Annotated in this window: 18 protein-coding genes; 4 read left to right on the forward strand and 14 right to left on the reverse strand. The window is 67.9% G+C overall.

The window, feature by feature from the left end; translation table 11 throughout:
• Positions 1-7: 7 nt before the first annotated feature.
• The 11 genes from AC3WLC_RS07580 to AC3WLC_RS07630 form a co-directional block, all read right to left on the reverse strand.
• Entirely contained in the window at positions 8-2,902 is a 2,895-nt protein-coding gene (locus AC3WLC_RS07580) for a flotillin family protein (protein ID WP_493683320.1), read from the reverse strand.
• A 27-nt stretch (positions 2,903-2,929) separates the two neighbouring features.
• A complete protein-coding gene (locus AC3WLC_RS07585) occupies positions 2,930-3,805 on the reverse strand; it encodes a phosphoenolpyruvate hydrolase family protein (RefSeq protein WP_493683321.1) in 876 nt (291 codons plus the stop codon).
• Positions 3,802-6,045, reverse strand: a complete 2,244-nt coding sequence (locus tag AC3WLC_RS07590) for an ABC transporter permease (RefSeq protein WP_493683322.1) — start codon at positions 6,043-6,045, stop codon at positions 3,802-3,804. The genes AC3WLC_RS07585 and AC3WLC_RS07590 overlap by 4 nt, the downstream gene beginning before the upstream one ends.
• Positions 6,038-6,826 (reverse strand): ABC transporter ATP-binding protein, encoded by a 789-nt coding sequence (locus AC3WLC_RS07595; protein ID WP_493683323.1) that lies wholly within the window; start codon positions 6,824-6,826, stop codon positions 6,038-6,040. Before AC3WLC_RS07595 ends, AC3WLC_RS07590 begins: the two co-directional genes overlap by 8 nt.
• Positions 6,823-7,911: a branched-chain amino acid ABC transporter permease gene (locus AC3WLC_RS07600; protein ID WP_493683324.1), complete on the reverse strand. Its 1,089-nt coding sequence runs from the start codon at positions 7,909-7,911 to the stop codon at positions 6,823-6,825. Before AC3WLC_RS07600 ends, AC3WLC_RS07595 begins: the two co-directional genes overlap by 4 nt.
• A gap of 1 nt (position 7,912) precedes the next feature.
• Positions 7,913-8,926, reverse strand: a complete 1,014-nt coding sequence (locus tag AC3WLC_RS07605) for a branched-chain amino acid ABC transporter permease (RefSeq protein WP_493683325.1) — start codon at positions 8,924-8,926, stop codon at positions 7,913-7,915.
• Complete coding sequence (locus tag AC3WLC_RS07610) at positions 8,919-9,773, reverse strand: helix-turn-helix transcriptional regulator (protein WP_454027732.1); 855 nt, start codon at positions 9,771-9,773, stop codon at positions 8,919-8,921. Before AC3WLC_RS07610 ends, AC3WLC_RS07605 begins: the two co-directional genes overlap by 8 nt.
• A gap of 170 nt (positions 9,774-9,943) precedes the next feature.
• Positions 9,944-11,194 (reverse strand): ABC transporter substrate-binding protein, encoded by a 1,251-nt coding sequence (locus AC3WLC_RS07615; RefSeq protein ID WP_493683326.1) that lies wholly within the window; start codon positions 11,192-11,194, stop codon positions 9,944-9,946.
• Positions 11,195-11,388: 194 nt separating this feature from the next.
• Entirely contained in the window at positions 11,389-12,939 is a 1,551-nt protein-coding gene (locus AC3WLC_RS07620; RefSeq protein ID WP_493683327.1) for a DHA2 family efflux MFS transporter permease subunit, read from the reverse strand.
• Positions 12,940-12,950: 11 nt separating this feature from the next.
• Entirely contained in the window at positions 12,951-14,108 is a 1,158-nt protein-coding gene (locus AC3WLC_RS07625) for an HlyD family secretion protein (RefSeq protein WP_493683366.1), read from the reverse strand.
• A gap of 82 nt (positions 14,109-14,190) precedes the next feature.
• Positions 14,191-14,670, reverse strand: coding sequence for a MarR family winged helix-turn-helix transcriptional regulator (locus AC3WLC_RS07630; RefSeq protein ID WP_493683328.1), 480 nt, complete (start codon positions 14,668-14,670; stop codon positions 14,191-14,193).
• Positions 14,671-14,882: 212 nt separating this feature from the next.
• Between AC3WLC_RS07630 and AC3WLC_RS07635 the strand changes: the two genes are divergently transcribed.
• Entirely contained in the window at positions 14,883-15,521 is a 639-nt protein-coding gene (locus AC3WLC_RS07635; protein WP_493683329.1) for an alpha/beta hydrolase family protein, read from the forward strand.
• Positions 15,522-15,539: 18 nt separating this feature from the next.
• On the opposite strand, the gene AC3WLC_RS07640 is transcribed toward AC3WLC_RS07635, so the two are convergent.
• Positions 15,540-16,079 (reverse strand): hypothetical protein, encoded by a 540-nt coding sequence (locus AC3WLC_RS07640; RefSeq protein ID WP_493683330.1) that lies wholly within the window; start codon positions 16,077-16,079, stop codon positions 15,540-15,542.
• A gap of 17 nt (positions 16,080-16,096) precedes the next feature.
• Positions 16,097-17,029, reverse strand: coding sequence for a helix-turn-helix domain-containing protein (locus AC3WLC_RS07645; RefSeq protein ID WP_493683331.1), 933 nt, complete (start codon positions 17,027-17,029; stop codon positions 16,097-16,099).
• A gap of 154 nt (positions 17,030-17,183) precedes the next feature.
• Here AC3WLC_RS07645 and glcF point away from each other — a divergent pair, with 154 nt between their 5' ends.
• Genes glcF through AC3WLC_RS07660 form a run of 3 tightly spaced genes read left to right on the forward strand, consistent with a single transcriptional unit; the run spans position 17,184 to position 21,322 of the window.
• Positions 17,184-18,569, forward strand: a complete 1,386-nt coding sequence (glcF, locus tag AC3WLC_RS07650) for a glycolate oxidase subunit GlcF (RefSeq protein WP_493683332.1) — start codon at positions 17,184-17,186, stop codon at positions 18,567-18,569.
• A 38-nt stretch (positions 18,570-18,607) separates the two neighbouring features.
• Positions 18,608-20,116 (forward strand): FAD-binding oxidoreductase, encoded by a 1,509-nt coding sequence (locus tag AC3WLC_RS07655; protein ID WP_493683333.1) that lies wholly within the window; start codon positions 18,608-18,610, stop codon positions 20,114-20,116.
• Between the two features lie 27 nt (positions 20,117-20,143).
• Positions 20,144-21,322, forward strand: a complete 1,179-nt coding sequence (locus tag AC3WLC_RS07660; RefSeq protein WP_493683334.1) for an ABC transporter substrate-binding protein — start codon at positions 20,144-20,146, stop codon at positions 21,320-21,322.
• Positions 21,323-21,344: 22 nt separating this feature from the next.
• Here the strand turns inward: AC3WLC_RS07660 and AC3WLC_RS07665 are convergent, their stop codons facing one another.
• Positions 21,345-22,583 carry an NADH:flavin oxidoreductase/NADH oxidase family protein gene (locus AC3WLC_RS07665; protein WP_493683335.1) on the reverse strand — a complete coding sequence of 413 codons (1,239 nt, stop codon included), beginning with the start codon at positions 22,581-22,583 and terminating at the stop codon, positions 21,345-21,347.
• Between the last annotated feature and the right edge of the window lie 44 nt (positions 22,584-22,627).

A 22,627-nucleotide genomic window follows, 5' to 3' on the forward strand; every position in this document is an offset into this window, starting at 1 on the left:
CAGCGCCTCACGACTTCTTGCCGGAGCCGGAGCGGCCACCGCCACCTTCGGGGGCGGGATCGCCACCATCCTTCGGCTTGGCCGGCTGCGCTTCCTTGGCGACGCGCTGCATGTCGGAGGCCTCGCGCATCAGCCCGCCCATCTTGGCGAGATTGCCGCCCTCGATGCCGATCTCCTTCAGCACCTGGTCGATCATCGGCGCCTGGACCCGGTAGCGCAGCGCCGATTCGATGACCTCGTCGGTGGGCGAGCGTGCCGCTCCGCCGGCGCCGCTGCCGCTGGCCGCCCCGGCGAGCCCGTCGACATGCAGGATGCGGATGCCCTCGATCTTCTCCATCGGCTTGACGCTCTCCCGCACGATGCCCTCGATCTTGTCGAGCAGGCGGCGCCGGAACAGCCCGTAGCGGGCGCCGTCGCTGAGCACGTTCTCGGCCTCGTAGAGCAGCTTCTGCGCCTCGGCCTCGACGGCGCGGCGCACCTTGTCGGCCTCGGCCGCGATGCGGGACTCTTCGGCAGCTTTCTCGGCGAGCAGGATCTCGACGGTCTTGCGGCGCTGTGCGCTCTCGCTCTCGCGGACGGTCTTGACCTTCTCCTCGGCCTCGACCGCCTTGGCGCGGGCGATCTCGGCACTGGCCTGCGCCGCCGATTCCTCCAGCGACTTGGCATAGAGCGCGATCGCCTTGTCCATGGCGGCCGTCTCGACCTCGCGTTCGCGCCCGATCTCGAGCTTGCGCAATTCGCGCTGGCGGCCGATGCGCGCCTCATCGAGGCCGCGGTCGGAGGAGATGCGAGCCCGCTCGATCTCCTCGTTCGAGACGATCTGCGCCTCCTGAAGCGCCTGATTGCGGGCGATCTCCAATTGCTCCAGCGCGCGGCGGCGCTCGATCCTGACTGCTTCCAGCGCCTGCTCGCGGGCGATGTCGACGGTCTCGACCTGCTGGCGCGCCGTGATCTCGGCCTGGCGCAGCGCCTTGTCGGCGTCGGTACGCTCGACCTTCTTGGCGGCGAGCGCGATGGCGCGCTGCTCTTCGGCGACCTCGATCGCCTCCTTCTGGGCGATTTGCGCGATCTCGCGGGTTCTGGTCGAGGTGATGCGCTCCTGGTCGAGTTTCAGCTCGGTCGCGATGCGCTGCCGCTCGACCGCATCGCGGCGCTTGAGCTCCGCACCATCGAGTTCCGCCGCACGCTTGATCTCCAGTTCCTTCGTCGCAAGCTCCGCCGCGATGCGTTCGGCCGCGTTGACCCGCTCCTGTGCGATTTTGGCGGCCTCGGTCGCCTCTCGCGCCGCGATCTCGGCGGTGTCGATCGCCTGGTTGCGGGCGATTTCGAGGCTGCGCACCTCCTCGTCGCGGCGGATGCGGGCGCTCGAAATGGTTTGCTCCTGCGTGATGCGAGCCTTCTCGGTCGCCTCACGCGAGGCTATCTCTGCTGCCTCGATCGTCTCGGCGCGCCCGATCTCGAGCAGGCGGGTGCGCTGGTCGAGCGCGATCCGGTCGGCGGCGATCGCATTCTCCTGGGCGATCCGGGCTTTCTCGATCGCTTCGCGGGCGGCGATCTCGGCCTCGTCGAGCGCGCGGTTGCGCGCGATCTGGAGTGCACGGACGCGCTCCTCTTGCGAGATGCGGGCGGTCTCGACCGATTCACGCGCGGCGATGTCATCCTGCTCCAGTGCGCGGGTGCGTTCGATCTCGCGATTGCGCACCTCCTGCTCGCGGGTGATGCGCTCGGCGTTGATCGCTGTCTCTTGGACGATACGGGCCTTCTCGGTCGCCTCGCGCGCGGCGATCTCGGCCGCTTCCAGCACCTTGGTGCGCTCGATCTCCTTCTGGCGGATATCGCGGTCGGAGGCGATGCGGGCCACATTGATCGCCTGCTCGTTGGCGATGCGCGCTTTCTCGACATGCTCGCGCGCGGCGATCTCAGCCTCCTCGACCGCCTGCGTCCGGGCGATCTCCTGCTGGCGGATGTCACGCTCCGAGGCGATGCGCGCCTCGCTGATCGCGCGCTCATTGGCGATGCGCGACTTCTCGATCTCCTCGCGCGAGGTGATCTGCGCCTGCTCGGCCTCGGTGTCGCGGACGGCGCGTTCGCGGGCGACCTCGGCGCGCTGCATGGCGCGCTTGATCTCGATCTCGCGCTGCTGCTCCAGCCGCGCCGCCTCGCTCTCGCGCTCGATGTCGAGCGCCTGGCGCTCGGCTTCGAGATTGCGGGTGCGGATGCGGATCATCGAGTCCTGCTCGATGTCGTTGCGCAGCTTCCGCTTGTCCTCGATCTCCTCGATGATCCGGGTCAGACCGGCGGCGTCGAAGCGGTTGGACGGGTTGAAATATTGCAGGTCGGTCTGGTCGAGATCGGTGAGCGCGACCGATTCCAGCACGAGCCCGTTCTGGTCGAGCGCCTCGGCGGCGGCGTCCTTGACGCGCTGGACGTAAGTGCCGCGCTGCTCGTGCATCTCCTCCATCGTCATCTCGGAGGCGACGGTGCGCAGCGCCGAGATGAACTTGCCGGAGAGCAGCGCATTGAGCTGGTCCGGCTGCAAGGTGCGCCGGCCGAGCGTGGCGGCGGCGACCGAGACCGACTGCCGCTCCGGCTTCACCCGGACATAGAACTCGGCGTCGATGTCGATGCGCATTCGGTCGCGGGTGATCAGCGCGTCGTTGTTCGCCCGCGTCACCGCGAGCTGCAGCACGTTCATGTTGACCGGCGTGACGTCGTGGATGATCGGCAGCACGAAGGCGCCGCCATTGATCACCACTTTTTCGCCGAACAGGCCGGTGCGGACGAAGGAGACCTCCTTCGATGAGCGGCGATAGAGCCAGTTCACCAGGTAGACGACGATGGCGATGACGATCACCGCCACGATCAGCCAGAGGATCAGCGATCCGATCAGCTGTCCCGTCATGTCAGCATCCTCCCGCCCGTGCCCGGGTCATTTCGTCTTGCCGGCCTTGCGCGCCGGCTTTCCCGTCGCCGCCGAGCGGCTGATCTGCTTGAAGGCGCGGGTCTGGTCGCGGATCGCGACCTCGACCGGCAGGCGCTCCATCGAGGACGCGCCGTAGAAGCCGTGGCAGTGCGCCGTGTTCTTCATGATGAAGTCGGCATCGCTGGGCTCGGCGACCGGCCCGCCATGGACGAGGATGATTGCGTCCTTCTTCACCGCGAGCGCCGCCTTGGCCCAGCTTTCGACCAGCGCCGGGCAGTCCTTCAGCTTGAGCGCCGTCTCGGCGCCGATCGAGCCGCCGGTGGTCAACCCGAGATGACAGACGATGACGTCGGCGCCGGCCTTCGCCATCGCCCGCGCGTCGTCCTCGCAGAAGACGTAAGGGGTGGTCAGCAGGCCCTTGGCGTTGGCGAGCGCGATCATCTCGACCTCGAGGCCATAGCCCATGCCGGTCTCTTCGAGATTGGCGCGGAAGGTGCCGTCGATCAGCCCGACCGTCGGGAAGTTCTGCACGCCGGAGAAGCCGAGGCGCCTGATATCGTCGAGGAAGACGTCCATGCGCCGGAACGGGTCGGTGCCGCAGACACCGGCGATCACCGGCGTGTTCTTCACCACCGGCAGCACCTCGGCCGCCATCTCCATGACGATCGCATTGGCATCGCCATAGGGCATCAAGCCGGAGAGCGAGCCGCGCCCGGCCATGCGGTAGCGGCCGGAATTGTAGATCACGATCAGATCGATCCCGCCGGCCTCTTCGCATTTGGCCGAGAGACCGGTGCCAGCGCCGCCGCCGACGATAGGCTCACCTTTGGCGATCATCGCCCGGAAGCGCTTCAGCAGGGTCTTCTTGTCGAAAGCCGTCATGACCTGCCTCCGCCGACCCGCTCGCGGCGCCGGCCGGCATGCAGCGTGCGGAATTGCTGCACCAGAGCGGCGGCGAAGGCGGGGTCGTTGATGTGGAGCGGCAGGCGGATCAGCTGCCGGTTGGGGCCGGTGCGCACCGTCTGCTCCAGCGCCTGTAACAGGGCGGCGTCGGCGGCCGGGTCGTGGAAGGCCTGGCCCGGTGCATCCAGCGCGGAGACGCCGAGCTCGGGTATCAGGAAACGGACCGGCCCTTCCATCTGGTTCAGCCGCTCGCCGATCCAGCGGCCCATGCGGGCATTCTCCTCCGCCGTGGTCCGCATCAGCGTGATCTGCGGGTTGTGCGGATAGAGCTGCCGGGCGCGATAGCGTTCCGGCACCGTTTCCGGCGCGAAGAAGTTGACCATGTCGAGCGCGCCGACCGAGCCGACATAGGGGATGCGGGTGCGGATGATCGCACCGAAGCGGTCCTCGGTCGCCGGCAGGAGGCCGCCCATCAGCAGGTCGCAGATCTCGGTGGTTGTGACGTCGATCACCGCGCCGACGAGGCCGGACTCGACCAGCTTCTCCATGGCGCGCCCGCCGGTGCCGGTGGCGTGGAAGACGAGCGGCTCCCATTCATCGGCGAGAAGCCTGGAGACCTGCTGCACGCAAGGCGTGGTGACGCCGAACATGGTGAGCCCGACCAGCGGCTTCTCGACCTCGCGGCGGCGCGAGGGTTCGGGCTTCAGCTCGGCGAGGCGGGCCTTGGCCATGGCGGCGATGGCATGCGCGCCATTGCCGAGCACGAGGCGCGAGACGCGGTTGACGCCCTGCACATCGGTGACAGCGTGCAGCATGGCGATGTCGGTGGCGCCGACATAAGCGCGGACATCGCCTGAGGCCATGGTCGAGATCATCAGCTTGGGCAGGCCGACCGGCAGCGCCTGCATCGCCGGCGTCACCATCGCGGTCGCGCCCGAGCCGCCGGCCGAGATGATGCCGAGCAGGCCCTGCTGGCGCGGCAGCCAGGCCTTGAAGGCCTCGGTCATCGCCGCGACCGCCGTGCCGCGATCGCCGGAGGCGATGCCGGCCGAGCCTTTCGGCGAGGCGAGCGCGATCTCCTGCGGGGTGACGTCGCCGCCGGCGCTGCGGCCCGAGGTCGAGAGGTCGACGAGGCGGGTGCGCAAGCCTTCGGCCCGGATCAGGTCGCGGATGAAGCGCAGTTCCTCGCCCTTGGTGTCGAGCGTGCCGGCGATGACGACATAGGGCTCGCTGCTCGCCGCAGCCGCGAGCGGCCGGATCGTCCCGACTGGCTGGCCGTCGCGTGTCGCCAATGTCGGGCGCGAGATGGTGCGGGCCTGCGCCTCGATCCGCGCCGCCGGCACGGGTTGTGACCAGCGGTTCGGGATGACCGGGTTCGAGACGTAGACGCGCATCGGTCCAGCCGGCGCTTGCGTGGCAGGCCGTGCGGTTCCGGCGGCCGGGGCCACTTCCGAAGCCGCGTCTGTCTCGTCATGGCCATGGCGGCCGACGCCGAGCAGGCGTTGCTGCAGGTCGCGGTCGCCGGCCAAAGTCGCCGAGGCGATGATGCGGTTGATCCGGCCGTTGACCATGATCGCGACGGGATCGGACATCTGCGTCGCGACGCCGATGTTCTGCTCGATCACCAGAATCGCGACGTCGCCCTGCTCGGCGAGGCGAACCAGCATCTCCTCGACATGGGCGACGATGACCGGCGCCAGCCCCTCGGTCGGCTCGTCCATGATCAGGAGGCGCGGATTGAGCAACAGCGCCCGGCTGATCGCCAGCATCTGCTGCTCGCCGCCGGAGAGCTGGCCGCCGCCATTGTTGCGGCGCTCGGCCAGGCGCGGGAACACCTCGTAGATGCGCTCCGGCGTCCAGGCGCTGCGCTTGCCGCGCTGCATCAGCCGCAAATGCTCGTCGACAGTCAGCGAGCGCCAGAGCCGGCGGCCCTGCGGCACATAGCCGATGCCGAGCCGCGCCACTTCGGCCGGCGAGCGGCCGGCGATCTCCTCGCCGAAGAAGCGGATCGAGCCGGAGGCGATCGGCACCAGCCCCATGATCGCCTTGCACATGGTCGTCTTGCCCATGCCGTTGCGGCCGACGACGGAAAGGACGCCGTGCTGCAGCGTGAGGTCGACGCCCTGGACGGCGTGCGAGCGGCCATAGAAGACGTTGAGCCCCGCGATCTGCAGGATCGGGACGCCGGCGGCGGGTGGGGCTTTCAGGCGCTCAGCCATGGCCGCCCCCGAGATAGAGCTCCTGCACCTCCGGATCGGATTCGATCTCGTCCGGCCGCCCCTCTTTGAAGATGCGGCCATTGTGCATCATCGTCACGCTCTCGACGACGCGCAGCGCCACATCCATGTCGTGCTCGATGATGATGTAGCCGATATGGGCCGGCAGCGAGGTCAGGATTTGGACGAGGTCGGCCCGCTCGGTCGGCGACAGCCCTGCCGCCGGCTCGTCGAACAGGATGAAGCGCGGCGCGCCCGACAGAGCGAGGGCGATCTCGAGCTGGCGCTGCTGGCCATAGGCGAGCTCGCCGACCAGACGGTCCTTCACCGCGGTGAGATGGACCGCGTCGATCAGGCTTTCGGCGGCGTGCTGGAGCGTGTCGTCGCGGCCTGGCCGCCTGAGCGAGAAGCGGTTCCGCGAGACGCCGCGGCAGGCGAGGTAGACATTGTCGATCACCGTCAGCCCGGTGAAGAGCGAGGAGATCTGGTAGGTGCGCCGAAGGCCGCGGCGGATGCGCTCATGCGGCGGGAAGGCCGTCACATCCTCGCCGAAGAAGCGGATGACGCCGGAGCTGGGCGAAAAATCACCGGTGACGCAGTTGAACAGCGTGGTCTTGCCGGCGCCGTTCGAGCCGAGCACGGCCCGGCGCTCGCCGGGACGGACCGAGAGCGTGACGTCGGACAAGGCCGCCAGCGCGCCGAACAGGCGCGAGACGCCGCGCAGTTCGAGCGCGTTGCCCGAGCTGGCGCTGCTCAGTCGCTCCAGGCTCGGCACGGCGCTCATGGCGCGCCTCCGCCGGTCCGCATCTGCGCGTCCTGTGCCTCGCGGCTTTTGCGATAGCGCTCGCGCAGGCGTTGCCAGATGCCGATCAAGCCGTCCGGCGAGAACAGCACGATGACCAGGAAGCCGAAGCCGATCAGCAATTGATAGCGCTTGCCTTCGAACCCGACCCAATCGAGCAAATCGAGCGCGAAGGTGCGCAGCAGGACATAGACCAGCGCGCCGATGAAGGGGCCGATCGGGCGGCTGAGGCCCCCGACCACGGCGATGATCAGCATGTCGACGACCGGCCCGACGCCGCCCGTCCCAGGCGAGACCTGGCGCTGATACCAGACCAGCAGCACGCCGGCGAAGGCGGCGATCACCGCCGCGAAGGCATAGGCGGCGATGCGATGGGCGACGACGTCGAAGCCGAGCGCCGCCATGCGCCTGGGATTGTCGCGCGTGCCCTGCAAAGCGAGGCCGAAAGGCGCGCGCGAGACATAGACGACCACGGCATAGGCGAGGGCGGCAAAGCCGAGCGTCAGATAGTAGAACGGCACGGTTCCGCCCCAGTCGATGCCGAGGAAGACCGGCGGCATCACGCCGTTGAAGCCGCTGAACCCGTTGAAGATCGTGTAGTTCTGCAGCGTCAGGTAATAGAAGGCCGAACCGATCGCGAGGGTGATCATGATCGTGTAGATGCCCTCGGTCCTGACCGAGAGCGCGCCGGCCAGCGTGCCGAACAAGGTGGCGAGCAGGATCGCGACCGGCACCGCCGTCCACCATGGCCATTTCAGGCTGATCTGCGTGATGGCGCTGTCGCCGAAGATGGCGACGAGATAGGCGGCGAAGGCCGCGACGGTCATCTGGATCAGGCTGACGATGCCGCCATAGCCGGCTAGGAACATCAGGCTGAGCGCGATCATGCCGAGGATCATCGCGTAGGCGAGGATCTGGACGAGCCAGAACGGACTGGCGATCAGGGGCATCATCAGGAGCAGCGCGGCGACGACCCAGAAGCCAGTGCCCTGCCGGGCGATCACCTCGGCGAGCCCTTCGCGGGGGCGCGGCGTCGCGATCGCGAGGCGGGGTTCGGCCAGCGCCATATCAGCGCCTCACCGCGGCCAGGCCCTGCGGCCGGATCGCCAGCACCACGACCATGATGACGAAGGTCAGCATCACCGCATAGGTCGGCATGTAGACCGAGCCGAACTGCTCGGCGAGGCCGACGATCAGCGCGCCCATCGCCGCGCCGGGGATCGAGCCCATGCCGCCGACGATGACGACGACGAGCGAGGACAGGAGGATCTTGGTGTCCTCGCCCGGCTGGAGCGACTGGAAGGTGCCGCCGACGACGCCGGCGAGACCGGCGAGCCCGGCTCCGAAGGCGAAGACCATGACGAAGACGAGCTGCACGCGCACGCCGGTGGCCGAGAGCATGTCGCGATCGTCGACGCCGGCGCGCACCAGCATGCCGATGCGCGTGCGGTTGAGCACAAGCCACATCGCGACGCCGAGGATGATCGCGCCGATCAGGATGGCGATGCGGACCAGCGGGTACATCATCATCACCGCCTCGCCATTGCTGCGCAGCGCGACGATGAAAGGTAGTTGCACCGGCCCGGAGAGCCAGTCCGGCGTCGTGACCTGGAAGGTATCGCCGCCATAGCCCCAGAGCAGCAGGTCGGCGACGATGATCGAAAGCCCGATGGTGACCAGCGTCTGGCGCAGATCCTGGCCTTCCATCCAGCGAAAGAGCAGGACCTGCATCAAGATGCCGGCGAGCGCGACGATCACGAAGGCGCCGATCAGCGCGGCGAACCAAGAGCCGGTCAGGTTGCCGATGCTGTAGCCGACATAGCCGCCGAACAGATAGAGCGAGCCATGCGCCAGGTTGACGTTGCGCATCAGGCCGAAGATCAGCGTGAAGCCGCTGGCGACGAGGAAATAGAGCCCGCCGAGCGTGATGCCGTTGAAGAGCGCGCTCAGGAAGACGCGCTTCCTGCCGAAGGTCAGCTCCATCCAGGGCGTCCAGACCGCGAAGATCAGGAAGAGGAGCAGAGCGACCGCGATCAGGATCACCAGCGACCAGATCGGGCGGCGGCCGATGAAGTCAGACATGGCTCGCCTGCGCTTGCGGGAGGCTAACGGTGCGCAGCACCCGGCGATAGTCGCGGGGGGCCATGCCGACATGGGCGGTGAAGAAGCGCGTGAATACGCTCTGGCCGGAAAAGCCGAGGCGGTGGCTGATGCTGGTCACCGGGTCGCTCGACAGCACGATCCTCTCGAGCGCTGCGTCGATTCGGGCGGTATTGGCGAAGATGGTCGGCGTGACGCCGACCTGTTGCCGGAAGAGCTTGAAGAAATGGGCACGCGACAGCCCAGCCTCGCGCGCCACACGGGCGAGAGCGCCTTCACAAGAAGTGTGCTGTTCCAGCAGGCGGCAGGCGCGCAACACGCGCCGGTCGAGCGCGCCTTCAGACGTGTCATGCAGCAGCGAGGAGACAAGCTCCGGCCCGATCGGTTCGCTGGAGGCCTGCGCCAGCGCCATCAGCACCGGGGCGAGATTGAGATCGCGATGCTGCGACAGCAGCATCTCGACCGCCTGATCGCGCCAGGCGGCGAGCTCGCGGGTCACGACCAACTCGGATGACGGGAAGACCAGCGAACCGGCCGACGGCATGGCCTGCGCCGCCAGCCATTCCGGCTTGAGATAGATGACGAGGAACAGGCCGAAGGAACCCGGCTGCTCCGGTTGGAAATTATGCGGTTCCCAGGGATTGACCGCAACGCCCATGAAGGGATCGACCCGGACCGTGTGGTCATTGACGGTCACGAGGCCGCGCGACCCGTCGAGGAAGAAGATCAGGTGAGCTTCGCGATGGGCATGCACCACCATTGGGCGATCGAGGTCGTAGATCGACACCCGTCCGAACGGACCGTGGCAGACCGCGACTGCGCGACTCATGGCTCCTCGCGTGGCAAGGTCCGGTGGGCCTGAGGCTGCCTCATCAGGTGAGCCTTGGCCCAACGCCGCACGCAAGAAGTGCGCGACGTCGTTGACCGGAGCGGGACGGCTGGCCGGACAGGACACGATCCTTGTCGCGCCCTGTCCGGGGAGTCAGTCTATAAAGACGACTAGGGCTTGCATTCCGGATTGGTCCGGGATGGCAGCCCCACCGCTTTGAAGGCTTCGGCAGACAGCCCCATCGTCTTCGAGACGTTCGGGACGGTGCGGACGAACTTGTTGGTGAGGTCACCGTTCGGCGCCTCGACGACTTCGGTGATGAAGGTCGTGGCGATCGCCTGCCTGTCGTCGTCGAGCTTGATCGGCCCGTTCGGGGCATCGAGTTCGACCTTGGCGAGCTCTGCCCTGAGCTTGGTGCCGCCGTCGGAGAGGTCGGCGTTGACCTTTTCCAGCGCGGTCGCCATGCCGTTGAAGGCATTGTGGTAATTGGTCGCGAACAGCGACGGGCTGGCGAAGCGCTTGTCCGCCGGGAAGGCGTCCTGATAGGCCTTGACCCAGGCCTTCCATTTCGGATCGTCCCAGGCATCGGCGACACCGCCCGAGGAAGGCGTGCCGACGAGCAGCTTCTTGGCGGCGCCGCGCGAGGAGAGCACGGTCTGGTCGACCATGATCGAGCCGCCGACGAACTTCGCTTTGCCGCCGGTCTGGCCGTATTGGTTGAGGAAGTTGACGGCGTCGCCGCCGCCGAGGCCGAGGAAGACCGCGTCGACGTCATCGGGGATGTTGGCGATGACCGAGCCGAAATCCTTGGTGCCGAGCGGCACCCATTGGCGCTGGACGATCTGGCCGCCGGCCTTGCAGTAGCCGAGGGCGAAGCCGAAGACCTGCGTGTAAGGGAAGGAGTAATCCTCGCCGATCACGGCGAGTTTCTTGTAGCCCTTGTCCTTGAAGACGTATTCGCCGAGCCCGGCCATCCACATCGCGCCGTTGCTGTTGAAGCGGAAATAGTTCGGCGACGGATTGACATAAGTCGTCTCGAGCGCGCCCGAGGAGGCGTCGACGACGGTGACGTTGGGCACGGTCTTCGAGTAGTCGCGCATCGCGATGCCCTCGGAGCCCGAGAGCGGGCCGAGGATGAGTTGGACCTTGTCCTGCTCGACCAGCTTTCGCGCCGCCCGCAGCGCCGAGTCCGGGCTGGCGTCGGTCGCGGCGATGATGAACTCGACTTCGCGGCCGGCGATCTTGCCGCCACGCTGCTTCAGCGCGATCTGCGCGCCACGGACGCCGTCCTCGCCGCCCGAGGTCAGCGCGCCCGAGAGCGTCGCCAACACGCCGATCTTGAGTTTTTCCTGAGCCTGGCCGGTGCCTCCGGCCGCAATCAAAGCACATGCCGCAACGGCGGCCATATATGCCTTCCGCATTGCATTCACCTCCCTGCGTGGCCGGCCGCGCCGAAGGTGTCCAACGGCGGAGCCGATGGCGGATTTTTGTTCCGCTCTAAGTCTACGCTACCATAGGGTGGTCTACTGCCAAGGTCGTAGACATTGCCGAGGGTCTGCTTTTCGCGGTCGGGCTGGCGGGGCACATGGCGGCTTTGCCGGCCCGCAGGGTTCGTCTAGTCCAGCGCCATCGCATGGTCGTCGGCGGGCGCTGCCTGTCGGCGCGGCGTGCGCAGCAGCGCCAGGAACGGCAGGGCCGCGAGGCAGAGGATCATCAGCAGCTTGAAGTCATCGATATAGGCGATGATCGTCGCCTGTCGCGTCACCACCTCGTCGAGCGCGGCGCGCCCGGCCAGCGTCGCCGGATCCCAGGCGTGCTTGATCGCCGGCAGCTCGAACAGGCGATTATAAGGTGTGACATAATTCGCGATCTCGGCGTGGTTCACCTGGACATTGCGGGTGAGCAGGTAGCTGACCAGCGAGATGCCGACGCTGGAGCCGATATTGCGCGAGAGGTTGTAGAGGCCAGTGCCGTCGCCGCGATACTCCGCCGGCAGCGTCGCGAAGGTGATCGTCGTCAGGGGCACGAAGAGCAGGCCGAGCCCGCCGCCCTGGAGGAAGCCGGTCAGCATGATCCGCTGCTGCGAGACGTCGGGCGTCCAGCCGGCCATGTCGTACATCGCCCAGGCGCTGACCAGGAAGCCGGCGCCGAGCAGGATGCGGATGTCGACCTTGCCGATCAGTCGGCCGACCAGGAACATGCAGGCCATGGTGCCGAGGCCGCGCGGCCCCATGACGATGCCGGCCGTCACGACGGGATAGCCGAGCAGGGTCTGCAGGAAGGGCGTCAGCAGCGCCAGCGAGGCCAGGTAGCAGATGCCGACGATGAAGATGAAGATCAGGCCGACATTGAAGTTCCGGTCGAGGAACAGGCGCGGCTTGATGAAGGAGTTCTGCGCCGTGAAGGTGTGGACGATCAGGATATAGATGGCCGCGACGCAGACCGCCGCCTCGACGATGATCTCCAGCGAGTCGAACCAGTCGAGCTGGGCGCCGCGGTCGAGGAATAGCTGCAGAGCGGCGATCGCGATGCTGAGCGCGCCGAAGCCGATCCAGTCGAGCTTGGCGAGCGCGCTCGACTTGGTCTCGGTGACGAAGATCGAGACGCCGGCCAGCGCCAGGAGGCCGAGCGGCAGGTTGATGTAGAACACCCAGCGCCAGGAGATGTTCTCGGTCAGCCAGCCGCCGAGCACGGGACCGAGCACCGGCCCAACCATCACCGAGATGCCGAACAGCGCCATGGCGGAGCCGCGCTCTTCCGGCGTGTAGATGTCGAGCAGGATGCTCTGCGAGAGCGGCACCAGCGAGGCGCCGAAGAAACCTTGCAAGAGCCGAAAGCCGACGATCTGGGGCAGCGACTGCGCCGCTCCGCACAGGATCGAGGCGACGACGAAGCCGATGATCGCCACCGACAGCACGCGCTTGCGGCCGAAGCGGGCCGCGAGGAAGCCCGACGGCGGCGTCATGATCGCGGCGGCGACGATGTAGGAGGTCAGGACCCAGTTGATCTGGTCGGCGCTCGCCGAGACGCTGCCCTGGATATAGGGCAGCGCGACATTGGCGATGGTGGTGTCGAGCGCCTGCATGATCACCGCGAGGATCACGCAGGCGGTGATGGCGCCGCGATTGGCGACGGGCGTTCCGGCCGTGGCGACTGCGCTGGCCATGGCGGGCCTCTTTATCTGGTCTTGCTCTTGCCGACGGCGTCGGAGACGAAGCTCGGCAGGCCGCGAGCATGGCCGGTGTCGACGTCGAGCGTGACGCTCATGCCGGCGCGCAATTGCGGCTCGTCCGGCGGCGTCTCGATCTTCACGCGCATGGCGATGCGCTGCACGACCTTGACCCAGTTGCCGCTGGTGTTCTGCGCCGGCAGCAGCGAGAAGCTCGCGGCCGAGGCCGGGCTGATGCTGTCGACCGTGCCTTTCCAGACCGCGCCCGGATAGGTGTCGACATAGACCTCGGCGGTCTGGCCGGGCTTCACCCAGGTGAGCTCGGTCTCCTTCGGATTGGCCTGGATCCAGACATGCTCGGTCGAGACCAGGCTGAAGGCATTGGTCGCCGCCTCCAGATACTGGCCCTTCTGCAGCGAGGGCACATTGGTGACGACGCCGCTCATCGGCGCGCGCACCGTCGTATGGTCGAGCTGGCGCTGCGCCTCGGCGCGGGCCGCGACCGCATCCTTGTAGCGTGGATGGTCCTCGACCGGGGCGTCGGGCTTGCGGTTCAGGCTGGCGGCAATGCCGGCGAGCTGGCTTTCGAGCTGCGCGAGCTTGAGGCGGGCGCTGTCGAGATCGTGCTTGGCCTGGTCATAGGTCGCCTGCGAGGCGACGGATTTGGTGGCGAGGTCCTGCTGGCGCTTGAAGGCGGTCTCGTAGAAGGCGATGTCGGTACGAGCCTGTTCGATCTGGCTCTGCATGCTCTTGTAGCTGGCCTTCAGCGCCTCGAGATCGTTGCCGACCACGCCGATCTGGGCATCGGCCCGCTCCAGCGCGAAGCGGAACGGCTTGTCGTCGAGCTTGAAGAGCACGTCGCCGGCCTTGACCGCCTGATTGTCGCGGACGTCGATCTCGCCGACGATGCCAGCGACATCGGTCGAGATGCCCAGGATATCCGCCTGCACATAGGCGTTGTCGGTTGACATCACCTGCCCGCCGACGACGTAGTAGTAGCCGCCTGCGACGAGAGCGATGGGCAGCAGCGCGAAAAGAAGACGGCGGGTGCGGCTGCGCCCGGCCTGTGGCGCGGACGTTGTAGTGGCTGGCGCGGCAGCCGGTGCTGCGGTTTCCGGCGCCTTCGCCGCGGGGGACGGCGCCGCCTTGAGCTCGGGCCGCTGCATCGCGGTCACATTGCTAGAGGAGTTGGGCTCGGGCTCTGCATCGGGAGCCGCCTCGCCGCCGATTTCGGACTTTCTGGCTGCGTCATCCATTTTGGCCCTGCCTCTCGGCCACCGGCACCAGGCAGGCGGCCGTCAGATTCGCTTTCATCTGCCCCAGCGTCGCGAGCAGCTGGTCGCGCTCGGCCTGCGGGATGTCGCCGAACGCTTCCGCCCGGGTGATCTCGCCGAGCGCCCGCAGCTCCGTCAGCTTCGGCCTGGCCTTCTCGGTCAGATAGAGCTGCCAGATGCGCCGGTCGGTGGCGTGCGGCCGGCGCTCCGCCAGGCCGCAGCTTTCGAGCTTGTCGAGCAGGCGCCCGATCGTGATCGGCTCGACATCCATCAATTCGGCCAGCGCGCCCTGCTGGATGCCAGCATTCTGATCGAGATAGGCCAGCACCTGCCATTGCGAGCGGGTCAGCCCGGAATCGCGGGCATGCTGCTCGAAACGCTTGCGCAACAGGCGCGCGACGTCGTGGAGCAGGAAGCCCACGGTCGGCGGCGGCTTCTTCGTTCGGGAAGTCATAAGTATCTATATAATAGCAATGCTTCTTTCCGTCTGGAGCGCGGCCCTGCCGAGGCTGTGGCGAGTCGTCGCAGTTGCCCGTCCTGCGATGGACCGCGGGCCGAGCGACGCGGGTCCAAGATGACGAGGGTGGTTCCGCGGCAACCCGGCAGGATCTAGGCTGGGCCGCGCGAGTCCGGCGATCGAAGCTGGCGGCCAGGGCGGATGGAGAAATGGCTTTGCACTTCCTGTTCGACGGCCGCGAAGACGCCAGGCACACCATTCTCCTGGCCCATGGCGCGGGAGCTCCGATGGATTCGGCGTCCATGACGGCTGCGGCGGAGAGCCTGGCCGGGGAGGGGTTTCGCGTCGCCCGCTTCGAGTTCGCCTATATGGCCAGCCGCCGCAGCGAGGCCGGGCGCAAGCCGCCGCCGCGGGCCGAGACGCTCAATCCGGAGTACCGGGCCGCGATCGAGGCGCTGGGTTCATCGCGTTCGCTGATCATCGGCGGCAAGTCGATGGGCGGGCGTGTCGCCAGCATGATCGCCGACGATCTGTTCGCGGCCGAGCGGATCGGCGGCCTGCTCTGCCTCGGCTACCCGTTCCATCCACCGGCAAAGCCGCAGCAATTGCGGACCCAGCATCTTGCCGATCTCAAGACGCCGACGCTCATCGTCCAGGGCACGCGCGACGAGTTCGGCACGCGGGAGGAGGTCGGTGGCTACACGCTGTCGCCCGCGATCGAGATGCTCTGGCTGGAGGATGGCGATCACGATTTGCGGCCGCGCAAGGCGTCGGGCTTTTCGCCAAGCGGGCATCTGGCGACGATGGCGAAGACCGTTGCGACCTGGGCGGGTGCGAAGCTGGCCTAGAGGCGAGGGCGACGACGTTCAGCGCGTCCGGCAGTCGCCGCTTCGGAAGGACTTGACCAGCCTGGAAACCACCGGGTCGAACGCCTTTTGCCGCTCCCGATCGTATTCGAGGCGAAAATAGGCCACCGCCTTGTCGCAGCCCGGGATGGTGCGCGCATAGACGATGCGGTTGCCTTTGGCTCCGGACCAGGCCGCACCGCTCTTGTTCTGCGCTTGGTAGCTGATGCTCCAGCCGTCGCGCCGGTCCAGCGCCTGGCGCTCTTTGGCCTCGGCCGCGAGGCTGCCTGCGGTGGGATAGCTGCCCCAGACCCGCAATTCGGCAGCGCCATCCGCAGACGAGGCGAGGCCGCCATCGCCATTGTCGGCTTCCTCGACCTTGGAGAAGCCCGGCGGGACGTCGATCCAGTATTGGAAGCGGGCATTGCCATAGCGCTGCCAGTCGGAAGCTGCAGCGGGGAGGGTAGTGGCGGTCAGCAGAGCGAGCAGGCCGGCCTTGAAGAGCCCGGCCGGCGGGATTCCTGTGGGCCGTCGAGGGCCCGGCGCTCCATTCGATGTCATGTGGCGCGACCTTCCGCTCAGTTGCGCCTTGTGCCGCGCAGATCGGACGGCGTCATGCCGAAGCGGTTGCGGAAGGCCCGGTTGAAGACGGAGAGATCGTTGAAGCCGGCCGAATAGGCAATGGCGGCGATGCCCTCGCCGGTACGGCGGGGATCGAGCAGAGCGCGGCGGCTTTCCTCCAGCCGCGTCGCCAGCAGCCAGCGCCCGAAGCTCTCGCCGGTCGCGGCAAAGCGCGCATGCAGCGTGCGCAGCGAGATGTTGAAATGCGCCGCGACGCTGCCCGGCAAGAGCGTCTCGTCGCCGAGCCGTCCGCGGCAGAAGGCGAGGATCGCCTCGTGCAGCCGGTCGGGGCGGGGGCCGGCCGCGTCGCTCGACAGCCCGATCAGGTTGCAGAGATTGTCGGCGAGCAGGCTGGCCGACATCTCGTCCATGATCTCGCCATGGCGGGCGAGCTCGAGGAGGTGGCGCCGCGCCAGCGAAACGAAGCGCGAAGACAGCGCGATGCGATGCGGGCGGCCGCGCACCAGCCAGGGCGCCTTGAGCAGGAGCGTCCGGCGCGGCAGCACGGCGACGACGCGCCGGACATCCCCAGAGAAGGAGAGGCGGAAGGGCCGCGCGCCGTCGACGAGCCCGATCTCGCCGGGTTTGAGCAGCAGCCGTTCGTCGCCCTGCGAGAGTCGGCACTCGCCCCGTTCCTGCAGGCTGACGAGGACGCTGTCGTCGCCTTGCGCGACATGGCGGGAGGTGCGCACCACGTCGTGCCGGGTCGAGCGGAAGCTCGCGATCCTGACATCGCCGAAGCTGCGCCCGGTGATGGAGCCGTGGAAGGCCTCCTGCGGATCGGGCGCCTCGGTCGTGACGTTGAGCACGGCGCGGCAGACGGTCTCGCGCCAATAGTCGAACCCGGAATCGGGTTCGAGACCTTCCGTGCCCCAGACAATGGTCCCCATGACCTTCTCCGCCCGGCAGCCGACAGAGTCCGCCGGGGCGCGCACAGCTTTTCATAAGAACGGTTTGCACTCAAAGCCGGAATTTTCTGCACGCAGCGCCGAGACCCCTCCCAGCCTTCCTTCCTAGCTTTCCGCTCGGAGGGGCAGACAAGCGATGCAGACGGATTTCACGGCCGAGCAATTGAGCGATCCCGCGATCCGGGAAGCCGCCGACATCCTCGGCACCTGCGTGCACTACGGCTTCTGCACCAATACCTGCCCGACCTATGTGCTGAGCCGGGACGAGAACGAATCCCCGCGCGGGCGCATCGACCTGATCCGCGCCATGCTGGAGAGCGGCGGGCCGCCGAAGGCGCAGACCGTCGCGCATCTCGATAGCTGCCTCTCCTGCCTGTCCTGCATGACCACCTGTGCGGCCAAGGTCGACTATGCGCATCTGATCGACCGAGCCCGGATCCATGTCGAGCGCCATCATCGCCGCCCACCGGCCGAGCGCGCCTTGCGGGCGCTGCTCGCCTTCATCCTGCCGCGGCCGCGCTTGTTCCAGGCGGCCCTGGTACTCGGTAGGCTAGGACGCCCCATGCAGAGGCTGCTGCCGGCGCGGCTGCGGCCGCTGCTGGCGATGATCCCGGAGCGGACGCAAGGGCAGATCCTGGCACCGCAGGTATTCAGGGCCGAGGGCGAGCGGCGCGGGCGCGTGGCGCTGCTCGCCGGCTGCGCCCAGCAGGCGCTCGACGCCAGCATCAACGCGGCGACCATCCGCCTGCTGACGCGCCATGGCTGCGAGGTCGTCGTTGCCGCAGGTGCCGGTTGCTGCGGCTCGCTGACGCTGCACATGGGCCGTGAGGACGAGGCGATGGCGGCCGCCGTCGCCAATGTCCGGGCCTGGATGCGCGAGCGCCGCGGCGAGGGGCTCGACGCCGTGATCGTCAACGCCTCGGGCTGCGGCACCACGGTGAAGGATTACGGCCATCTCCTCGCCCGGACGGAGCTTGCCGGCGAGGCCAAGGAGATCGCCGGCATCGCCCGCGATGTCACCGAATTCGTCGCCGGCATCGGGCTGCGTCCGGTCGCGCCGGAGCGCCCACGCCTGCGCGTCACCTATCATGACGCCTGCTCGATGCAGCACGGCCAGCGCGTCACCCGGCAGCCGCGCGACCTCTTGCGCGCCGCCGGCTTCGAGGTGGTGGACGTGCCGGAGAAGCATTTCTGCTGCGGCTCGGCCGGGACCTACAACCTGCTCCAGCCCGCGACGGCTGAAACCCTGGGCCGGCGCAAGGCGAGCCATATCGACAGCACGGCGCCTGACGTCGTGGTGGCCGGCAATATCGGCTGCCTGACGCAGCTGCGGCGCTATGTCGACGCGCCGATGGCGCATACCGCCGAATTGCTGGACTGGGCGACGGGCGGTCCGCTGCCACCGGCCCTGACCGGGGTGACGCTAACGAGCCGGCCTGCGCCGCAGCCTGAAGAAGCGCCGGCGACGGCGCCCGCGGCAGCCGCCGCTCCGGCGCCGAACGACGACGCCGGCTTCTGGTGATCGGCGAAGACACAGGACAACAAAGGGGAGACGCCGGCATGGCGGACGCATTCTTCAACGAGGTCGCGGCGGCGATCGGGGCCGAATGGATCAACCGCAGTGAGGAGACGCTGCGCCGCTATGGCGAGAACACCATGCCGGGCGGCGACCGGCGCCCGCTCGGCGTGATCTATCCCGGCAGCACGGCCGAGGTGCAGGCGATCGTGAAGGCGGCGAACCGCCATGGCGTCGCGCTTTATCCGGTCAGCACCGGCAACAATATCGGGCTCGGCAGCCGCTCGGCGGTGCATGAAGGGCAGGTCGTGCTCGATCTCGGGCGTCGGATGAACCGCATCCTGGAGATCGACGAGACCTTGGCCTTTGCCGTGGTCGAGCCCGGCGTCAGCTACCAGGCGATGTATGACGAGCTGGTCCGGCGCGGCGACAAGTTCATGGTCGACGTCACCTCCGGCCCGCCGCAGGGCGGCATGCTCGGCAATGCGCTCGACAAGGGCGCCGGCTACGGCCCCTATTTCGACCATTTCGGCTTCTCCTGCGGCATGGAGATCGTGCTGGGGAATGGCGAGGTGCTGCGCACCGGCGACGGCGCGCTGGCCGGCTCCGATCTGCCGAACTGGCATGTCAGCAAGTACAGCTTCGGGCCGATCCTCGACGGGCTGTTCGCGCAGTCGAATTTCGGCATCGTCACGCGCATGGGTATCTGGCTGCTGCCGCGCCCGCCGGCGGTCCGCAGCTTCCACTTCACCTATCCCGACGATGACGACCTCGGCGAGATCGTCGACATCTGCCGGGCGCTGAAGCTCTCCAACTTCGTGCCGACGCTGCTGCGTGTCGCCAACGACGTCTATCTCTGCGGCTCCGAGCATCCGAGCCCCGAATACAGCCCCGGCAGCCGCGTCCCGATCTCGGATGCGGGCCGGCGCGCGCTGCGCGAGAAGGACAGGCTCGGCGCCTGGACGGTGTCGGGCGCCTTCTATGGCCCGAGCATGGCGGCGCTGGAGCCGCAGATCGAGCGCGTGCGCGCCGCCTTCGGCAAGTCCGGCAAGGCGACCTACATCCCGCATGAGGAGGCGCTCGGCTTCCATGCCCTGCAGGTCGCGATCAATGCCTGCTCGGGCGTTCCCGGCGTCGGCGAGCTCGGCCTGCTGAAATGGCGGCCCGGCGGCGGCAATCTCTGGTTCCTGCCGGGCACGCCGATGGTCGGCAGCATCGCCAACGAGTGCCAGCGCATCTCGCGCCGGATCTATGCCGAGCACGGCATGGACTACATGATCATGAACGTCTGCAGTGCCCGCTTCGCGCGCGGCCTGCACGTCATCACCTTCGACCGCGAAAACCCCGACGAGAACGCCCGCGCCAACGCCTGTTACGAGGCGCTCGCCCGGGCCTATGCCGAGCGCGGCATCTTCGTCGGCCGTGCCCCGCTCGACTACCACGCGCTGCATATGGGCCAGGCCATGCCGGCCTTCCGCGAGAGCTGCACGGCGATCAAGGCCGCGCTCGACCCAGCCGGCGTGATCGCGCCCGGGCGCTACGGCATCGGCTGAGAACGAACCAATAAGGGGGACAACGACATGCCTGACACGTTCAAGATCGCCGCGAGCGCGCTGGCGCTGCTCTCGGCCCTTTCGACGACGGCCTCTGCCGAGCCGGCCAAGTCGATCAGGATCGGCCTGGTCACCACCTTGACCGGACCGCCGGCCGTGCTCGGCCAGCACACGCGCGACGGCTTCCAGCTCGCGATCAAGCAGCTCGGCGGCAAGATCGCCGGCATTCCGGCCGAGGTGCTCGTCGTCGACGACGAGCTGAAGCCCGAGGTCGGCATCCAGCGCGTCCAGCAATTGATCGAGCGCGACAAGGTCGACGCCATCGTCGGCATCGTCTTCTCCAACATCCTGATGGCGACGGCCCGCCGCATGGTCGACGGCCAGACGGTCTTCATCGGCACCAATGCCGGCCCGTCCCCGATCGCAGGGGCAAGGTGCAGCCCGTATCTGTTCTCGGCCGCCTACCAGAACGACCAGAACGCCGAGGCGATGGGGCGCCATGCCACGCAGAAGGGCTATCGCAAGATCGTGGTCGTTGCGCCCAATTACCAGGCCGGCAAGGACGTCGTCGCCGGCTTCAAGCGCGAGTACAAGGGCGAGATCGTCGACGAGATCTTCGTGCCGCTGACGCAGCCGGACTTCTCCAGCGATCTCGCCAAGATCGTCGCCGCCAAGGCGGACGCGGCCTTCGTCTTCATGCCCGGCGGCCTCGGTGTCACCTTCGTCAAGCAATGGCGGCAGGCCGGCGTCACTTTGCCGATGCTCTCGGCCCACACCATCGACGAGACCAACCTGCCGGCGCTCCAGGATGCGGCGGTCGGAACCTCCGGAGTCACCAACTGGTCGCCCGCGCTCGACGTGCCGGCGAGCCGCGCCTTCGTCGAGGCGTTCAGGTCGGAGTACAAGTACACGCCCGCCAACTATGCCGCGCATGCCTATGACGCGGCGATCTGGCTGAACGCCGCCGCGACGTCTCTCAAGGGCGAGATTGCCGACCGGACGAAGCTGATCGAAGCCCTGCGCAAGACCAAGTTCGCCTCCGTGCGCGGGCGTTTCGCGATCGGGCCGAACCAGTTCCCGATCCAGGATTATTACCTCGTTTCGGTGAAGGAGGGCGCGGACGGCGGCTTCGCTACGCAGATCGAGAGCAAGATCGCCGAAGGGCTGCCCGACGCCTACGGCAAGGACTGCAAGATGCCGTTCTGAGCGCGCGGCGAAGCGCGGGCTCTCAGGCGGCGTGCTTCCGCTCGCCGATCCAGCGGCGATATTGGCGGGCGCGGCGTCCCCCCTCGAGCTGCGCGCAGAGCAAGGCCCAGAGCGGCGAGACGTTCGGCGCCGTGCGCCGCCGGTGGCTGAGGCGCGCCAGCTGATAGCGGGCGGCCGCCATGTGGGCCGAAGAGGCCAGTGGCTTGTTTGTCCAGGTGATCGGCCGGAGCTTCGGTGCGTCGGCCTCGCCGGCACGCCAGCGGCGCGGTAGCGCGGGCTCGATCGCGAGCGCGGTCGCGATCCCTGCCATGGCGACGCCGCTCTCGATCACCTCCTGCGCGACCTCGCGGCGCCGGATGCCGCCGGTGACCATCAGCGGCATGGTTGCCGTCCTGGCGATGTCGCGGGCGAAGGCGAGGAAATAGGCTTCGCGCGCCAGCGTGCGCTCGTCGCGCGCGGCGCCCATCATCGCCGGCGCCTCATAGCTGCCGCCGGACAATTCGACGAGATCGACGCCGAGGCCGCCCAGCATGGCGACCACGGCCTGCGCATCGTCAGGCGAGAAGCCGCCGCGCTGGAAATCAGCCGAGTTGAGCTTGACCGCGACGGCGAAGCCGGGCGTGACCGCGGCGCGGACGCCACGGATGATGTCGAGCAGCAAACGCGCGCGGTTCTCCAGGCTGCCACCCCACTGGTCCTCCCGCCGGTTCGACAGCGGCGAGAGGAACTGGCTGATGAGGTAGCCATGCGCCGCATGAATCTCGACGCCGGTGAAGCCGGCGCGCTCGGCAAGCCGCGCGGTCTCGACGAAACGGCGCTCGACCTCAGCGATGTCGGCTGCCGTCATCGCGCGCGGCATCGGAAAGCGCTTCGAGTGGGCGCCGAGATCGAGCGCGATGGCGGAGGGCGCCAGCGTCTCCTGGCCGAGCGCCGCCGGCATCTGCCGGCCGGGATGATTGATCTGCATCCAGACCTGCGCGCCGCGCGAGCGGGAGGCGTCCGCCCAAGTCTTGAAGCGGTCGAGATGGCGATCATCCTCCAGCACCACGCCGCCCGGGCCGGTCATGGCGCGGGCGTCGACCATCACATTGCCGGTGACGATCAGCCCGGCTTCGCCTTGCGCCCAGGCGCTGTAGAGGTTGATCAGCTCGGGCGAGGGGGCATGGCCGGCATCGGCCATGTTCTCCTCCATCGCGGCCTTGGCGATGCGGTTGGGAATGACGGCGCCATTGGGCAGCGTCAGCGGCGAAAACAGGGACATCGAACGGTCTCCATCGAGAAGTTGCGCAGACCGTAACCTTTGAG

It is taken from the genome of Allobosea sp. GW821-FHT03A12 (assembly GCF_058986765.1).

Coding starts and splice junctions, on each gene's coding strand:
- AC3WLC_RS07655 (WP_493683333.1), top strand. CDS start 18,608: ATGGCGGACGCATTCTTCAACGAGGTCGCGGCGGCGATCGGGGCCGAA.
- AC3WLC_RS07585 (WP_493683321.1), bottom strand. CDS start 3,805: ATGACGGCTTTCGACAAGAAGACCCTGCTGAAGCGCTTCCGGGCGATG.
- AC3WLC_RS07630 (WP_493683328.1), bottom strand. CDS start 14,670: ATGACTTCCCGAACGAAGAAGCCGCCGCCGACCGTGGGCTTCCTGCTC.
- AC3WLC_RS07620 (WP_493683327.1), bottom strand. CDS start 12,939: ATGGCCAGCGCAGTCGCCACGGCCGGAACGCCCGTCGCCAATCGCGGC.
- AC3WLC_RS07605 (WP_493683325.1), bottom strand. CDS start 8,926: ATGTCTGACTTCATCGGCCGCCGCCCGATCTGGTCGCTGGTGATCCTG.
- AC3WLC_RS07615 (WP_493683326.1), bottom strand. CDS start 11,194: ATGCGGAAGGCATATATGGCCGCCGTTGCGGCATGTGCTTTGATTGCG.
- glcF (WP_493683332.1), top strand. CDS start 17,184: ATGCAGACGGATTTCACGGCCGAGCAATTGAGCGATCCCGCGATCCGG.
- AC3WLC_RS07600 (WP_493683324.1), bottom strand. CDS start 7,911: ATGGCGCTGGCCGAACCCCGCCTCGCGATCGCGACGCCGCGCCCCCGC.
- AC3WLC_RS07645 (WP_493683331.1), bottom strand. CDS start 17,029: ATGGGGACCATTGTCTGGGGCACGGAAGGTCTCGAACCCGATTCCGGG.
- AC3WLC_RS07590 (WP_493683322.1), bottom strand. CDS start 6,045: ATGGCTGAGCGCCTGAAAGCCCCACCCGCCGCCGGCGTCCCGATCCTG.
- AC3WLC_RS07635 (WP_493683329.1), top strand. CDS start 14,883: ATGGCTTTGCACTTCCTGTTCGACGGCCGCGAAGACGCCAGGCACACC.
- AC3WLC_RS07595 (WP_493683323.1), bottom strand. CDS start 6,826: ATGAGCGCCGTGCCGAGCCTGGAGCGACTGAGCAGCGCCAGCTCGGGC.
- AC3WLC_RS07660 (WP_493683334.1), top strand. CDS start 20,144: ATGCCTGACACGTTCAAGATCGCCGCGAGCGCGCTGGCGCTGCTCTCG.
- AC3WLC_RS07580 (WP_493683320.1), bottom strand. CDS start 2,902: ATGACGGGACAGCTGATCGGATCGCTGATCCTCTGGCTGATCGTGGCG.
- AC3WLC_RS07640 (WP_493683330.1), bottom strand. CDS start 16,079: ATGACATCGAATGGAGCGCCGGGCCCTCGACGGCCCACAGGAATCCCG.
- AC3WLC_RS07625 (WP_493683366.1), bottom strand. CDS start 14,108: ATGCAGCGGCCCGAGCTCAAGGCGGCGCCGTCCCCCGCGGCGAAGGCG.
- AC3WLC_RS07665 (WP_493683335.1), bottom strand. CDS start 22,583: ATGTCCCTGTTTTCGCCGCTGACGCTGCCCAATGGCGCCGTCATTCCC.
- AC3WLC_RS07610 (WP_454027732.1), bottom strand. CDS start 9,773: ATGAGTCGCGCAGTCGCGGTCTGCCACGGTCCGTTCGGACGGGTGTCG.